Here is a 15,235-nt window from a genome sequence, read left to right on the forward strand (position 1 = left end):
GCAAGGATGAACCATGCAAGCACCTCAAACAGGCTTAGAATTCTTAAATTCTCTTAAAAATGGCGAAGTTTCTTCGTCACCCATGGCCCAAACTCTGCCTATGCAGCTTATTGAAGCCTCAGAAGGCAAAGTAACTTATAAAGTAACACCTAATAAAACCCACTTAAATGTGCAAGGGGGCGTACATGGCGGTTTTTGTGCCACTGCATTAGATACAGCAACAGGGGGTGCTGCACATTCGGTACTGCATGCAAATGTGGGTTACGGTACGATTGATTTAAATGTCAAAATGATTCGCCCGATGCAGATAGATACTGCTTACTATGCACATGGCGAACTGATTAATGCTGGTCGTAATATCATTACCACCGAAGGCAAAATTGTCGATGATAATGGGAAAATTTATGCTTTTGCCTCAGCAACATTCATGATTATTCGTCGTTAATCAATCACCGGATTAAGCTTGATTGCTTAATCCACTTTTATGAGGCTGGCGCATTTTATAAAAATCATAACGATCAATCATAAAGCTAATCATCGCCATACATAAACCAATACAGGCACATGCGATCCACCCATAATGCTTCCATGTATAAACCGCAATAAATGATCCTAAAGCGGCTCCACCAAAATAAAACGTCATATAAATAGAATTAATACGCGAACGCGCTTGAGCCGAAATCCGATAGACTAGATTTTGATTGAGTACATGCAGTGCCGACAATCCGAAATAAGCTAAAATCACGCCAAAGGCATATAACACTAAAAACTTTTGGGCAAAAAACAAGGGAAACCAAGCCAAAACTAAAAGAGTCAGGCTAATGAGCGCGGTGATATTTTCTTGCTGATGTGCAATTTTTTTACCAGCCCAAGGTGTTGCAAATACGCCTGCTAAGCCCACAATACCAAATAATCCAATCTGGAAATCATTAAAATGATAGGGAGCATTGGCGAGTAAAAAAGTCATCGTGGTAAAGATGAGTGCTAATATTCCAAAGCCAATCCCCCCAACTAGACCACGACGAATTAAATGAGGTTGTTCTACAGCCAAAGTAAATAAAGAAGCATAAATTTGCCAGACTTTTAAAGGGGCTGTTTTTTTAGCAATGGGTAACTTAAACCAGACAATACAGGCAAAAGTCAGAATAATAAAACCACTCAATACATAAACGGCATGCCAAGACCAAATAGTTGATAAAAGTCCAGCGATGGATCGTGCCAACAAAATTCCCATAAACAGTCCACTCATGAGTGAACCTACGACTTGCGGACTTTTTTGTGGGGTAACTAATCCAGCCGCAAAGGGAACTAAAACCTGAGTTGAAACTGAAAAAAACGTGGAAAGAAAAGTTAAACTATAAAGTGCGCTCAGATTTGGGCTAAAGGAAAGACCTATCTGAGCCAAACCTGTACAGGACATTAGTAAAACAATATAAGAACGTTTTTCAAATAAATCGCCTAAAGGAACTAATATAAATAAACCTATTGCATAGGAAAGCTGCCCAATCACAATCACCAGTGCAGCTTGATCAGGATTGACACCCAATGCCTGCGCAATCGAATAAATCAACGGTTGATTATAATAATTCGACCCAGCACAAATACCGCAAGTCATTGCCAGTATAAACACCAGACCTTTAGACATATCCATATGTTCTGTACTGGATGGAATTATTTTAGACATTTTTTCTCAAATACTGATATTAGAACTTATACATTGAAACGAAGTTGATACGTGAAATATCTGCTTCTTTATCATCAAAACTTTCACGTTTACCATGATGATATTCAAGACCTAAATCTACATTGTTAGTAGGGGTATAAAAGGCATTGATAACATAATCAGTTAAACGTTTATTTGCCGTTGGATTGGCTTTGGCATAGGCATTATCATCATCATAATTAAAAATAGATGCGGCAATACTGCTACGCCAAGATTCATTAAATCGATGTGAATACCCCAATGTGAATGTATCATACTCGCTTAACAGTAAAGATGATTGATCCGTATTTACTGAATAATCGCCGCCCCATGCACTGCCATCAGAAGTTGAACCTTGGGTGCTATAAGGCACAAATTTCTGGTCACCTTTGATATGGAAATAATTGGCTTGTACACTTTGCTTAGGATTAAAACGATATTTAAATCCTGCTCCAACGCCCCAACTGGTCTTTTTCAGTTGATCATTATCAATTTCAGCCTCTTTTTCATTCACGAAACCTTGGGCCAAAGCTAATAGTCCGTCTTGTTTATAAAGATACTTGGCGGTTAATGATGGCAATGCCGAAGTACGATCACTGGTATATTCTGCGGCAACATCCAAGGTATGCTGCGGATTAAATTTCCATTCATAACGAATTTGCGGCAAACGAGTGTAGGAAATACCTAACAACTGAGTGAAGTCAACCGATTCAGTAGCAGTTTCCATATTTGACATAAGTGACCATGTCTGACCAAATAACCAATTGTCAAAAGTCACGTAGGCATGACGGACACGGAATGCACCCTCGCCCTTACCTCCATTGGCCCAGAAATCACCCTCAAGTTTGGCTTGAACTTTGTCATTTCCTCCCAAATTTTTGATATTGACACCAAACCGAGTTGCAGCAATAGATACATCTGAGCGTGTGTGGTTGTTTGCGTCATATGGCGCGGCGTTAATTTTACCTGAAGTACGTCCACGTGCTGTCGGTGCAGATTTAAAATCAACTGCGGCATCCATACGTAAAATGCCATAAAAATCGACGTTATCTGTCCAGGTAGAGGTTTTTAATTTTTCGGTATTTTCTTCAATTTTTTGCTGTTTGACTTGTAAATCTTGTTGCGTATTTTTTTGCGCATTCAATTCTGCTTTTAATCGCTGCAATTCATTTTCCAGCGCATTAATACGTTGTTCAGTCGTATCGGTAGAATTTGCAAAAAGCGCCCCTGAAGCCGTAGCGCAGGCTACAGCCAACATAAGTTTTTTCATCTTTATTCCTTAAAGATATCTGTTAGATAGATTCACCTGTATATGCCCCTGTTAAATCCGATTGCCATATACAGGTTAAATTAAAAAAGAAATTAAAATTTAAATACGAGCATCGATCAGTGGGCATGCGGTGACTGCCTGAAGTTCATCAAAATTCAGACCGTCCACCATTTCAATGACATGCGCTTGACCATTTTTAAGCTCAATAATGCACAAATCGGTATAGATACGATCCACGCATTGCTCACCTGTAATAGGATAGGTCAGTTGATTGACAATTTTGGCCTCACCCTTTTTGGTGGTATGTTCCATATAAACAAAGATACGTTTTGCACCAACCGCAAGGTCCATTGCACCTCCTACCGCAGGAACGTCATCTTCCTTACCTGTATGCCAATTCGCCAAATCACCATTTACAGCAACCTGAAATGCACCGAGAACACAAATATCCAAATGTCCACCACGCATGATGTCAAAGGAATCTCCATGATGCATAAAGCAACCACCAGGTAATAAAGTCACCAGCTCTTTGCCTGCATTAACCAAATCAGGATCTTCTTCACCTGCTACGGGTGGTGGGCCGAAAGCCAATACGCCATTTTCAGAGTGTAAAAAGATTTCCTTGTCCTTTGGTAAATATTTGGCCACATTGGTTGGTAAACCAATGCCTAAATTGACATATGAACCATCAGGAATATCTTGAGCAATTACAGCGGCAATTTCTTCGCGACTTCTCTTTTGAATGGTCATCAGATATCTCCCACTTTCACAACATGTTGCACAAATATTCCTGGTGTAATAATGCATTCAGGATCAAGACTTCCCAACTCAACCACATCATGTACCTGTACTATGCTGGTTTTAGCAGCTTTCGCCATAATAGGGCCAAAGTTTCGTGCTGCTTTTCGATAGGTTAAATTGCCCCATCGATCGGCTTTATCGGCATAAATCAAGGCAAAATCAGCTTCAAGCGGATATTCGAGTACATAATTCTTGCCATTAATATTACGGGTTTCTTTTCCTTCAGCGATTTTGGTGCCGTAGCCTGTTGGGGTAAAAATTGCCCCTAAACCTGCACCCGCAGCTTGAATACGACAGGCAAGGTTGCCTTGAGGTACCAGTTCTAATTCAATTTTTCCAGCACGATATAAATCCTGAAAAATGGTAGAACCTGCTGACTTTGGAAAGGAACAGATCATTTTTTTTACCAGACCAGAAAGTAACAGTTTGGTTAAACCATGATCGCCCGAAGCAGCATTGTTATTAATGACTGTAAGTTCTTTTGGCCCACAATCAATCATGGCTTCAATAAGTTCAGCAGGCTGCCCTGTGACACCAAAACCACTGACCATGATGGTTGAACCATCTGGAATACTGCGCAGAACTGACTCGATATTAGTCGTGATTTTATTTACCATGCGATTTATACCTTTGTCCTTAAAATATATCGTTACTTAATGAGCTTTTAATCGGCTTTTTGCGGGTTAAACAGTCGGTCTTTAATAAATAACAGAGGAATCACACCGCAAATAAAATAAGCACCTGCCATAACCAACAGACCTAAGCCAATCGAACCGTTTTGTGATAAATAACCAATAGTAAGTGGAGAGAAAATAGACAGAACTTTACCGACATTGTATGCACCACCAACTGCCGAACCACGAATAGAGGTTGGAAAGCTTTCTGTCATATATGTGGCATTGATAGCGTAAGGAATACCGTAAAGGAAACCAAAAAACAGCATTAGCCAAAGAATATTCACAGGTGTATTCAGATACACGATTACTGGAATAAACAACGCGGTACCAATCGTTCCGAAGGCAAATACAGCACGACGACCCAAGCGATCAGCAATCATCCCTGCAATAATTTTGGCAAAGATCATAATGATGAAGGTACCCACCATATACATTGCCATTTCTTTAAATTTAATGCCGAGCTCAGACTCTAGATAAGCTGGTAACCAGTTACTTACACCATAATAGCCAAACTGTAATGCGCCGGTACTGATAACCCAAAGCAAAAACATAATTCCATGTTTCTTTTCTTTAAAGATTTCACGGTACGGATTTTCACGTTTTACTGCTTTCATACCGCCATCCGTTTGAGCAGCTCGAATTTGGCGAGATTTTTTCCATGATTCTGGTTCAGGCACCATGAAATACATAAAGAAAGACAATACAATTGGAGTGATAGATAACCAGTATAGATAGCGCCAACCATGATCTGGAATAATATGACCAGCCAAAAGCGTCGCCAATAATGAACCCAGTGTATAACCCGTCATTAAAGCAGCGAGCACTGTAGTACGATGTTTAGTTGGTACCATTTCAGACATGAGTACATTACAGGCAATATAGAGAGCCCCTAAACCCATAGAGCCAAACACACGTACAATGGCAAACTGTTCAAAAGAATGAGTAAAACCCAAGGCACAAGTCAAAATCGAAGAATAGGCAATAAAAAAAACAATAATACGCACACGACCAAAACGGTCGCAGGCCCATCCACCAAATAAACCACCAATGGCTGAACCAAATAAGGTTAAACTACCTAATGTTCCCGCTTGTACCCCAGTAAGATGAAATTCTGTTTTAAGACTGGTTAAACTCAGAGCCAAAAAGCCCAAATCTGCACCATCACAGAGTAAAGCAAGGAAAGCAAATATAAAGGCGGTAATCCAGATTTTCCTAGGCGTTTGAATCGCCTGTATTGTACTACTTGATGTAATTGTATCTGTTGTCATGTCTCTTTCCTCAGACAAAAATACATGAGGCATCCAATTGCCTCATGTTTACTTCACTAAAAAGTTAAGCAGTCACTTCCTTAATCATATTTTTCGCAATAATGATTTGTTGAATCTGAGTTGTACCTTCATAAAGACGGAATAAACGTACATCACGATAAAAACGTTCAATTGAGTATTCGCTGATATAACCCGCGCCCCCATGAATTTGCACACAACGATCTGCAACACGACCACACATTTCAGTCGCAAACATTTTGGCGCATGATGCTTCGGTACTTATATTCTGACCTGCATCACGACGACGTGCTGCATCTAAAACCATACATTTGGCAGCATAAATTTCCGCTTTAGAATCTGCGAGCATGGCTTGAATAAGTTGGAAATTTGCAATCGGCTGACCAAATTGCTTACGCTCAACTGCATAAAGTAATGCATCATCCAACATACGTTCTGCAACACCAACACTATATGCGCCAATATGTAGACGACCTTTATCCAAGACTTTCATCGCTGTTTTAAAGCCAACACCCTCAACACCACCAATTAAAGCAGAGGCAGGAATACGGCAATTTTCAAAAATGACGTCACAGGTATGGGAACCTTTTTGCCCCATTTTTTTATCGATTTTGCCCAGTGAAATCCCGGGTGTATTGGCTTCAACCAAAAATGCAGAAATACCGCCTGCCCCTTTAATTTCTGGGTTAGTACGTGCCATAACGGTAAAAGTTGAAGCTCGTGGGGCGTTGGTAATAAAACGTTTTGTACCATTTAAGATATAGAAATCACCATCTTTTACTGCGTTGGTTTTTAATGAACCGGCATCTGAACCCGCTTCTGGTTCGGTCAAACAAAATGAACCGATAATTTCACCGCTGGCATAACGTGGTAAATATTTTTGTTTTTGCTCTTCAGTCCCATCAATAATCAAACCGCTTGAGCCAATTCCGTTATTTGTACCAATTAACGATCGAAATGCTGGAGAAGTATGTCCCAACTCAAAAGCGACATTGACCTCTTCTTCCATGGTGAGACCCATACCACCGTATTCTTCGGGAATAGTTAATCCAAATAGACCCAACTCACGCATTTTTTCAATAACATCTTGTGGAATATCATTGAGTTCATCAACTTCATGTTCTCTTGGAACTAGTTCATTCTTTACAAAATCTCGAATAGTCGAGAGTAATTGTTGCAACATTCCTTCATCGCGGATCATAAGCGATCTCCCATTTCATATGTTTCGCTGTTTCCACTGACTGTTTCGCAAATTAGCCAGTTCACAAGGTTTCACAAAATTTAGTTCTGCGTTTGATTGGTTTCATACTACGAGAATTAAAACCAACATTTCAATACTTTTTAAAAATAAATTTCGTTTAACGAAATTAATAACCATATGGTGCTTATATTTCAAGCAGTTATTATTTATCCTTGCAATACAATAAGAATATGTAAGAAAAAGCACTTGAAAATTTTTACTATTTAAGCATTATATGAGGAATACAGTTTTGATGTGCGAAACAATGGATGCAAAAATGACAGAAATTAAAAAGGATAATTTTGTTGAAATAGACTATTCCATAGAGAACATTGCAATTGTCAAAATTCATCGTCCAGAATCAAAAAATGCATTAAATACGGAAGTACGTAAACAACTTGCACAAGCATTTACTGAACTCAGTTTTAATGAACACATCAATGCGATCGTTTTGACAGGCGGCGAAGAAGTTTTTGCAGCTGGTGCTGATCTTAAAGAAATGGCAACTGCGACTTCAACAGAAATGATGTTGCGCCATACCGAACGTTACTGGAATGCTATCGCACAATGTCCAAAACCTGTAATTGCGGCTGTAAATGGTTATGCATTAGGTGGCGGGTGTGAACTTGCTATGCACAGTGACATCATCATTGCAGGTAAGGGTGCGATTTTCGGACAGCCTGAAATTAAAGTTGGTTTAATGCCTGGTGCAGGCGGTACACAACGTTTATTCCGCGCCGTTGGAAAATTCCATGCCATGCGTATGATTATGACGGGTGCAATGGTTCCAGCAGAAGAAGCCTATGTGATTGGTCTGGTTTCTCAAGTTACTGAAGATGATCAAACGATTCCAACTGCAATCAAAATGGCACAAAGTCTAGCAAAAATGCCACCGATTGCTTTACAGCAAATCAAAGAAGTTGCCTTAATGAGCGAAGATGTGCCATTGAATGCAGGTTTAACTTTAGAGCGCAAATCGTTCCAATTACTGTTCTCGACTGAAGATAAAAATGAAGGTATCAGTGCGTTTATTGAAAAACGCAAACCATCTTATCAAGGTAAATAAATCTTCATAGACGAATATTTAGGGAATGAAATAATGGCACGTAAAGTTCTTATTAGTGCGGGTGGCTCAGGAATCGGCCGCTGTATTGCTGAAGCTTTTTTAAAACAAGATGATGAGGTTTTCGTTTGCGATATCAATGAAGATAGTTTAAAGCTGTTTAAACAGGACTATCCACAATTGCATATCGCCTACTGTGATCTTGGCCAAATGGATGCTATTCCTTCAATGTTTGAAAGTGCCTTACGCCAATTGGGTGGATTGGACATTTTAGTCAATAACACTGGAGTTTCTGGCCCAACCGTTGCAGCAGAAGAACTGAGTTTTGAAGACTGGACGCAGGTTTTAAATCTGAATTTGAACAGTACTTTTATGATGACCAAATTGGCTATTCCTTATTTAAAGCAATCACCATCTGGTGTGGTCATCAATCTTTCTTCCATTGCTGGACGTATGGGCTATCCCTTTAGATTGGCCTATTCAACTTCAAAATGGGGAATAATTGGTTTTACCAAAACCCTTTCGATGGAATTAGGTGCCTTTGATATTCGCGTAAATGCAGTACTTCCGGGTGCAGTTGATGGCGAACGTGTACAACGGGTATTACAAGCACGTGCAGATGCCATGAATATTTCGCTGGATGAAGCGACGCAGAATGCTTTAGCCAATCAATCGCTAAAACATTTTGTCAATCCAAAACACATTGCAGATCTTTGTGTTTTTCTGGCATCAGACAGTGCGAGTTCCATTTCAGGGCAGATATTACCTATTGATGGCGACAAACAGCGGCTTACTTAAATTTTCATATCCTTATTTTTCAAATGATTACAGCATCTTAGGACAGTCATCATGACACAACAGATTAATAAAATTGCCATTATCGGCGTAGGTGTAATGGGTAGCGGTATTGCTCAGATTGCAGCTCAGTCAGGCCATACTACTTATTTGTATGACGCCAAAACAGGCGCAGCACAACAGGCAAAGGAAAAATTGGGAGCGACATTTCAAAAGTTACTTGATAAAAATAAGATTACGACTGAACAAGCCGATTCAGCCAATGCTAATCTTTTAATTGCCAATGAACTTACCGATTTAAAAGACTGTGATCTCATCGTTGAAGCCATTATTGAACGTCTGGATATCAAACAATCGCTCATGGATCAACTTGAAGCAATTGTTCCAGAAACCACTATTTTGGCATCTAATACATCATCACTTTCAATTACAGCGATCGCGGCAAATTGTAAACATCCTGAACGTGTAATTGGCTACCATTTTTTTAATCCTGTACCACTCATGAAAGTGGTGGAAGTCATTCAAGGTCTAAAAACGGATCCTAAGCATGTTGACACGCTAAATCAACTATCCCGTGTTTTTGGTCATCGTCCAGTTGTTGCAAAAGACACCCCAGGATTTATCATTAACCATGCGGGTCGTGCGTATGGCACCGAAGCACTTAAAATTCTGAATGAAAATGTCGCAGATATTAGCGAAATTGACCGCATTCTCCGGGATGGCGTTGGTTTTAGAATGGGGCCATTTGAGTTAATGGATTTAACAGGTTTGGATGTTTCTCATCCTGTGATGGAATCGATCTATCATCAATATTATGAAGAAGCTCGCTATCGTCCGAACTCATTAACCAAACAAATGCTGGAAGCAAAACAGTTGGGCCGTAAAGTAGGTCAAGGGTTTTATGACTACCGCACTGGAAGCAAAACGGGTGAAACACCTGTCAAAATGGTTGAGCGTTTAGATCGTTATCCTGCTGTCTGGATTGCGGCTGATTTTGCAGATGATAAAAAAGTGCTTGAGGCCTATTTAACAGCGCAGAATGTTCAACTCGATACAGGAATAACACCACAAGCAGAAAGCTTATGTCTCTTGGCATGTTATGGCGAAGATACTACTCATGCAGCGCAGCGCCTACAAGTGAATCCAGCACACAGTGTTGCTATTGATATGCTCTATGGTATCGAAAAGCATCGTACCTTAATGCCATCACTTGCCACTGAAACCAGTTATGTTCAAGCCGCTCATTCCCTATTTAATCTTGATGGTGCCATCGTAAGTTGTATTAACGAAAGTACTGGTTTTGTTGCACAACGTGTATTGGCAATGGTGATTAATTTAGGTTGTGACATTGCTCAACAAAATATTGCAACGGTGGATGACATTAATGCTGCTGTGCGTCTAGGTCTGGGTTATCCATATGGCCCGATTGAATGGGGCGATGTACTCGGTGCAGACAAGATTTTATTGATCTTAAACCGCATTTCTGAATTGACTTACGACCCACGTTACCGCCCTAGCCCATGGTTACAACGCCGTGTCGCACTTCATCTTCCACTTACATTTATTGCTTAATCTAAAAAGGGAATTTCCATGTTAAACGCTTATATTTATGACGGTTTACGTACTCCATTTGGTCGCCATGCTGGTGAGCTTGCATCAATACGTCCCGATGACCTAGCGGGTTTGGTCATTCAACGTTTGATTGAAAAAACAGGGGTATCTGGTGCAGATATTGAAGATGTTATTTTAGGTGATACCAATCAGGCTGGCGAAGACAGTCGCAACGTTGCACGTCATGCAGCGTTATTGGCAGGTTTGCCTGTTACTGTACCGGGTCAAACAGTCAACCGTTTATGTGCAAGCGGTTTGGGCGCAATTATTGACTCTGCACGCGCCATTACCTGTGGTGAAGGCGATTTATATATTGCGGGTGGTGTAGAAAGTATGTCACGCGCTCCTTTTGTTATGGGTAAAGCCGAAAGTGCTTACAGCCGTGAAGCTAAAATCTTTGATACTACAATTGGTTCACGTTTTCCAAATAAAAAAATTGTTGCGCAATATGGCGGCCACTCAATGCCAGAAACGGGTGATAATGTTGCAGTTGAATATGGTATTACCCGTGAACAAGCCGATTTATTTGCTGCTCAATCTCAAGCAAAATATCAAAAAGCTAAAGAAGATAGTTTCTTTGCAGGTGAAATTACTGCTGTTGAAGTTTCTCAAGGCAAAAAATTACCACCAAAACAGGTGATTGAAGATGAACATCCGCGTCCGAGTTCAACTGTTGAAGCTTTAACCAAATTAAAATCTTTATTTGAAGGTGGTGTCGTCACTGCGGGTAATGCATCGGGTATTAATGATGGTGCAGCAGCTGTTCTGGTCGGTTCTGAAGCAGCAGGTCAAAAATATGGCCTGAAACCAATGGCAAAAATTTTATCCGCTGCGGCGGCTGGTGTTGAACCCCGTATTATGGGGGCTGGTCCTATCGAAGCTATCAAAAAAGCAGTTTCTCGTGCAGGTTTAACCTTAGATGATATGGATATCATTGAAATCAATGAGGCTTTTGCTTCACAAGTCTTATCTTGCCTAAAAGGCTTAGACGTTGATTTTAATGATCCTCGTGTCAATCCAAATGGTGGTGCAATCGCGATCGGTCATCCATTGGGCGCATCTGGCGCGCGCTTGGCTCTGACTGTAGCACGTGAATTACAACGTCGTAATAAAAAATATGCAGTGGTCAGCCTTTGTATTGGTGTGGGTCAAGGCTTGGCAATGGTAATTGAAAACGTTTCATAATCTTTTTCATTTCAAATATCCATTCATCACACCAGCGCAGTGATGAATGGATTCATTTTACAATGCAAAATAAAATGCTCTATTATCCTGATATAGTCTTTAATTTGAGAACTCAATGGCCCAAAGCGCTGAAACTAAAAAGAATGATAAAACTCTTCATTTTGATGAAATTCGTTTAGATCCTATCTCTCATATTCATCGTGAAAATAATCCTCAGTTTATTGCTTCATTGGCACGTGGATTGGAATTACTTCGTTGTTTCTCTTTACAACACCAAGTTTTAGGGAATTTGGAACTTGCAAAAATGACAGGTTTACCAAAGCCAACCATTGCCAGAATTACAAATACTTTAGTTAGCTTAGGCTATTTGAAACAAATGCCAGACTCACCTAAATACATGCTAGATATCGGCGTACTTTCTTTAGGTTATGCAGCATTATCAAACCTTACTATTCGTACAACAGCTCATCCTTTTATGGAAGAAATGAGCCTCTATGCGCATGCTCCTGTGGCACTGGCAGCACGCGATCGTCTAAACATGCTGTATTTGGATGTAGTGCAAACCAATAGCACACTACGCCGTCCAATTGGCTCAACCTTGCCCTTACATAACAGCTCGATGGGTCGCGCCTGTTTAGTCGCAACACCAGAATATGAAAGAAATTTACTTTTAGATGCCATTAAAAAACGTGAACCCGAACAATGGCCAGATATTAAAGAAAAATTGGAACGAGCTTTTGAACAGTATAACCAATATGGATATTGTTTATCTTTAGGTGAATGGCAACAAGGGATTAACTCCGTTGCTGTCCCCTTGGTAAGCTCTAAACATGGACTATATGTGTTTAACTGCGGTTCCCCTGCTTATTTATTAAGTTCAGAAAAATTAATTGAAGAGATCGGTCCACGCTTGAGATATATGGTAAATAGTATTCAAGATGCACTAACAGAAAGCCTATAAATATAACAAAGGAGCAGCTTAATTAACTGCTCCTTTTATTTTAGCCTTGTTGAACAACTTTTTTGTCTTTTAACTCTTGCAACTCACTTGCTGATAAAAAACGATTTAAAATTTGATCAGTATCTTCACCTAAATATGGCGGGCTTTTGACATATTGCACAGGTGTTTTGGATAATTTGATGGGTGAGCCAATTGAAACATAATCTGAACGGAGAGGATGCTGCATATTCACCACCATTTCCCGATAAACCACCTGCTCTTCTTCTAGGGTCTGTTGTAAGTTATTAATCATGCCTACAGGGACTTGAACTGCATGAATACGATCGACCCAAGTCTGAGCAGGTTGAGTCATAAAATGCTGTTGCAGAATCGCACTGATTTCTTCGCGATGCATGACTCGGCCCTTATTTTTTGCAAATTTAGGGTCTTCACAAAGTTCAGGTAAACCGATACTTTGACATAGTGCTTTAAATTGTTGATCATTACCACAGGCAATAATGAATTCACCTTCTTGGGCTTTAAACACTTGATAAGGCACAATATTGGCATGAGCATTACCAAAGCGTCCTGGTATTTTCGATGAAGTTAAATAATTCATGGCCAATACCGAAAGCGAAGCCACTTGAGTATCAAGTAATGCCATATCAACATGTTGACCTTCGCCTGTGGTGACACGAGACAATAAAGCTGCCTGAATCGCAATTGCGGCATACAGACCTGTAGTCAGATCTGCAAATGCCAAACCTGCTTTCTGTGGACCGCCACCAGGTAAATCATCCCGTTCACCAGTGACACTCATCATGCCGCCCATGCCTTGAATAATAAAATCATAGCCCGGTTCGGCAGCACGAGGCCCTTTTTGTCCAAAACCTGTGATTGAGCAATACACCAGTTTTGGATTGATCTGACTTAAGCTTTCATAATCCAGCCCATATTTTTTAAGAGAGCCCGCTTTATAGTTTTCAATAAGAACATCACTTTCTAGCACCATTTTTTTAATTAATGCTTGACCTTCAGTACTGGCTAAATCAATCGCAACCGAATGTTTACCACGATTTGCTGATAAATAATAAGCCGACTCGCCTGTGTCATCACCTTCATTATTTTTGAGAAATGGAGGCCCCCAGATCCTTGTGTCATCGCCATGAAATGGCTTTTCAATCTTGATGACCTCTGCACCCAAGTCCGCTAAAATTTGACTGCACCACGGGCCAGCCAGAATACGACTTAAATCCAGAACCCTAAATCCTGTTAAGGCACCCATATCATTCCTCATTATTGTTGATAAAATTTAGTTATTCCTTAAAATCGAAATTACATTCGATGCTTAAATAATAAATCAAAATATCGCATTGCAAAATAAAATTCTATTATTATTGTAAAAATATTTATTTTTGATTAAGCTTAGTTTTCCCTCTTCTGTGCAATACCATTGCATTGCAAAACTCAAGTGAATGTACATGAAATCTTCGAGTATCTATACACCAACCGTTATTTTGATGGCAGTTGCTGCTGGTATTTGCTCAGGAAGTAATTATTTTAGCCAGCCCTTAGTTCATTCGATGGCTTTGTCACTTCATCTTTCAGAAACCACGATTGCTTGGGTTCCCACACTGGCTCAAATTGCCTATGCCAGTGGGTTACTTTTTCTCATGCCTTTGGGGGATATTTTAGAAAAAAGACGGCTATTATTTATTCTAATGTTGTTGGCATCTGTGGGTTTACTGATTAGTGGATTTTCCAATCATATCGGATTGATCATGCTAGGAACATTGATCACCGGATTATTTTCCGTTTCAGCACAGCTATTACTGCCTCTAGCTGCTAGTTTGGTTCCCATTCAGCATAGTGGCCGTGTTGTTGGTTTTCTCATCAGTGGTTTAATGATTGGTATTTTGTTGGCGCGTTCATTATCAGGACTAATGTCGACATTATTTGCATGGAATATTATTTATCTAATTAGTGGCTTCTTATTATTGGCAATTGCCATAATTTTATATCACAAAATCGGTTCTTTTCCCGCCACAAAGTCTGAAAGTTATTTTAAAACAATTCGATCCATTCCCGTTATTTTTAAGGAAAATCAAAGATTACGCCGTCGAAGCTATATTGGTTTTCTCACCTTTGCTGGCATTAGCATGACCTTCACGACTATGTCACTTTTGCTCGCACCTGCACCCTATTATTTTAGCGACTTTACTATTGGGTTGTTTGGCTTTGTCGGAATTATTGGGACGTTTATTGCCAATTTTTCAGGAAAATATATTGATCAAGGCTATATTCATAAAATTTCGATCTGCTGTGGTTTTGGGCTGATTCTGAGCTGGATTTTCTTTAGTTTATTGCCTGTATCATTTGTATTTTATGTGCTTGCAACAGTCTTGATCTATTCTTGTCTTTCCGCTGTTCATGTCACTAATCAAAGCATTGTCTTTAAACTAAATGAACAACTGAGATCAAGATTTAATGCTATTTATATGACCAGTTATTTTACTGGAGGTGCAGTTGGAACAACTGCGGGTAGTTATGCATGGCGACATTATGGCTGGCAGGGTGTTTGTGTTTTAGGAATATTTTTTGCAATTTTGACACTTTACGGTTGTCTTCGTGATGCAAAATCATCGCCGATTTTAACGCAATAAAA

At 39.8% G+C, this 15,235-nt stretch carries 14 protein-coding genes; 7 read left to right on the forward strand and 7 right to left on the reverse strand.

Annotated elements, in window-relative coordinates; all coding sequences use genetic code 11:
• Positions 1–13: 13 nt before the first annotated feature.
• Positions 14–445, forward strand: coding sequence for a PaaI family thioesterase (locus IAE20_RS07995; RefSeq protein ID WP_200461624.1), 432 nt, complete (start codon positions 14–16; stop codon positions 443–445).
• 12 nt (positions 446–457) lie between these two features.
• Here IAE20_RS07995 and IAE20_RS08000 read toward each other — a convergent pair whose 3' ends face one another.
• From IAE20_RS08000 to IAE20_RS08025, 6 genes are all read right to left on the reverse strand, one after another.
• Entirely contained in the window at positions 458–1,684 is a 1,227-nt protein-coding gene (locus IAE20_RS08000; protein WP_200481848.1) for an MFS transporter, read from the reverse strand.
• A 19-nt stretch (positions 1,685–1,703) separates the two neighbouring features.
• The gene (locus IAE20_RS08005) at positions 1,704–2,972 is read right to left on the reverse strand and encodes a DcaP family trimeric outer membrane transporter (protein WP_200481847.1); all 1,269 of its coding nucleotides are present in this window, start codon (positions 2,970–2,972) and stop codon (positions 1,704–1,706) included.
• Positions 2,973–3,071: 99 nt separating this feature from the next.
• Complete coding sequence (locus tag IAE20_RS08010) at positions 3,072–3,722, reverse strand: 3-oxoacid CoA-transferase subunit B (protein WP_200481846.1); 651 nt, start codon at positions 3,720–3,722, stop codon at positions 3,072–3,074.
• Complete coding sequence (locus IAE20_RS08015; RefSeq protein WP_200461628.1) at positions 3,722–4,390, reverse strand: 3-oxoacid CoA-transferase subunit A; 669 nt, start codon at positions 4,388–4,390, stop codon at positions 3,722–3,724. Before IAE20_RS08015 ends, IAE20_RS08010 begins: the two co-directional genes overlap by 1 nt.
• A 47-nt stretch (positions 4,391–4,437) precedes the next feature.
• Positions 4,438–5,718 carry an MFS transporter gene (locus IAE20_RS08020; RefSeq protein ID WP_200461629.1) on the reverse strand — a complete coding sequence of 427 codons (1,281 nt, stop codon included), beginning with the start codon at positions 5,716–5,718 and terminating at the stop codon, positions 4,438–4,440.
• A 64-nt stretch (positions 5,719–5,782) separates the two neighbouring features.
• Positions 5,783–6,937 carry an acyl-CoA dehydrogenase family protein gene (locus IAE20_RS08025; protein WP_200461630.1) on the reverse strand — a complete coding sequence of 385 codons (1,155 nt, stop codon included), beginning with the start codon at positions 6,935–6,937 and terminating at the stop codon, positions 5,783–5,785.
• A 316-nt stretch (positions 6,938–7,253) separates the two neighbouring features.
• Here IAE20_RS08025 and IAE20_RS08030 point away from each other — a divergent pair, with 316 nt between their 5' ends.
• The 5 genes from IAE20_RS08030 to IAE20_RS08050 all read left to right on the forward strand — a co-directional run bounded on the left by IAE20_RS08030 (position 7,254) and on the right by IAE20_RS08050 (position 12,591).
• The gene (locus IAE20_RS08030; RefSeq protein ID WP_200481845.1) at positions 7,254–8,042 is read left to right on the forward strand and encodes an enoyl-CoA hydratase; all 789 of its coding nucleotides are present in this window, start codon (positions 7,254–7,256) and stop codon (positions 8,040–8,042) included.
• A gap of 33 nt (positions 8,043–8,075) precedes the next feature.
• Entirely contained in the window at positions 8,076–8,837 is a 762-nt protein-coding gene (locus IAE20_RS08035) for an SDR family oxidoreductase (protein WP_200481844.1), read from the forward strand.
• Positions 8,838–8,888: 51 nt separating this feature from the next.
• Positions 8,889–10,406, forward strand: coding sequence for a 3-hydroxyacyl-CoA dehydrogenase (locus tag IAE20_RS08040; protein ID WP_200481843.1), 1,518 nt, complete (start codon positions 8,889–8,891; stop codon positions 10,404–10,406).
• Between the two features lie 18 nt (positions 10,407–10,424).
• Positions 10,425–11,630, forward strand: a complete 1,206-nt coding sequence (locus IAE20_RS08045; protein WP_200481842.1) for a 3-oxoadipyl-CoA thiolase — start codon at positions 10,425–10,427, stop codon at positions 11,628–11,630.
• 115 nt (positions 11,631–11,745) lie between these two features.
• Positions 11,746–12,591 carry an IclR family transcriptional regulator gene (locus IAE20_RS08050; RefSeq protein ID WP_200461635.1) on the forward strand — a complete coding sequence of 282 codons (846 nt, stop codon included), beginning with the start codon at positions 11,746–11,748 and terminating at the stop codon, positions 12,589–12,591.
• A 40-nt stretch (positions 12,592–12,631) separates the two neighbouring features.
• On the opposite strand, the gene IAE20_RS08055 is transcribed toward IAE20_RS08050, so the two are convergent.
• Entirely contained in the window at positions 12,632–13,855 is a 1,224-nt protein-coding gene (locus tag IAE20_RS08055) for a CaiB/BaiF CoA transferase family protein (RefSeq protein ID WP_200461636.1), read from the reverse strand.
• A 196-nt stretch (positions 13,856–14,051) separates the two neighbouring features.
• On the opposite strand from IAE20_RS08055, the gene IAE20_RS08060 reads away from it, so the two are divergent.
• A complete protein-coding gene (locus IAE20_RS08060) occupies positions 14,052–15,233 on the forward strand; it encodes an MFS transporter (RefSeq protein WP_200461637.1) in 1,182 nt (393 codons plus the stop codon).
• The last annotated feature ends 2 nt before the right edge of the window (positions 15,234–15,235 follow it).

Source organism: Acinetobacter sp. S54 (genome assembly GCF_016624945.1).
Taxonomy (GTDB): Bacteria; Pseudomonadota; Gammaproteobacteria; order Pseudomonadales; family Moraxellaceae; genus Acinetobacter.

Excerpts from the sequence above, each read along its gene's own strand:
- IAE20_RS07995 (WP_200461624.1), top strand. The coding sequence starts at position 14 with ATGCAAGCACCTCAAACAGGCTTAGAATTCTTAAATTCTCTTAAAAAT.
- IAE20_RS08000 (WP_200481848.1), bottom strand. The coding sequence starts at position 1,684 with ATGTCTAAAATAATTCCATCCAGTACAGAACATATGGATATGTCTAAA.
- IAE20_RS08005 (WP_200481847.1), bottom strand. The coding sequence starts at position 2,972 with ATGAAAAAACTTATGTTGGCTGTAGCCTGCGCTACGGCTTCAGGGGCG.
- IAE20_RS08010 (WP_200481846.1), bottom strand. The coding sequence starts at position 3,722 with ATGACCATTCAAAAGAGAAGTCGCGAAGAAATTGCCGCTGTAATTGCT.
- IAE20_RS08015 (WP_200461628.1), bottom strand. The coding sequence starts at position 4,390 with ATGGTAAATAAAATCACGACTAATATCGAGTCAGTTCTGCGCAGTATT.
- IAE20_RS08020 (WP_200461629.1), bottom strand. The coding sequence starts at position 5,718 with ATGACAACAGATACAATTACATCAAGTAGTACAATACAGGCGATTCAA.
- IAE20_RS08025 (WP_200461630.1), bottom strand. The coding sequence starts at position 6,937 with ATGATCCGCGATGAAGGAATGTTGCAACAATTACTCTCGACTATTCGA.
- IAE20_RS08030 (WP_200481845.1), top strand. The coding sequence starts at position 7,254 with ATGACAGAAATTAAAAAGGATAATTTTGTTGAAATAGACTATTCCATA.
- IAE20_RS08035 (WP_200481844.1), top strand. The coding sequence starts at position 8,076 with ATGGCACGTAAAGTTCTTATTAGTGCGGGTGGCTCAGGAATCGGCCGC.
- IAE20_RS08040 (WP_200481843.1), top strand. The coding sequence starts at position 8,889 with ATGACACAACAGATTAATAAAATTGCCATTATCGGCGTAGGTGTAATG.
- IAE20_RS08045 (WP_200481842.1), top strand. The coding sequence starts at position 10,425 with ATGTTAAACGCTTATATTTATGACGGTTTACGTACTCCATTTGGTCGC.
- IAE20_RS08050 (WP_200461635.1), top strand. The coding sequence starts at position 11,746 with ATGGCCCAAAGCGCTGAAACTAAAAAGAATGATAAAACTCTTCATTTT.
- IAE20_RS08055 (WP_200461636.1), bottom strand. The coding sequence starts at position 13,855 with ATGGGTGCCTTAACAGGATTTAGGGTTCTGGATTTAAGTCGTATTCTG.
- IAE20_RS08060 (WP_200461637.1), top strand. The coding sequence starts at position 14,052 with ATGAAATCTTCGAGTATCTATACACCAACCGTTATTTTGATGGCAGTT.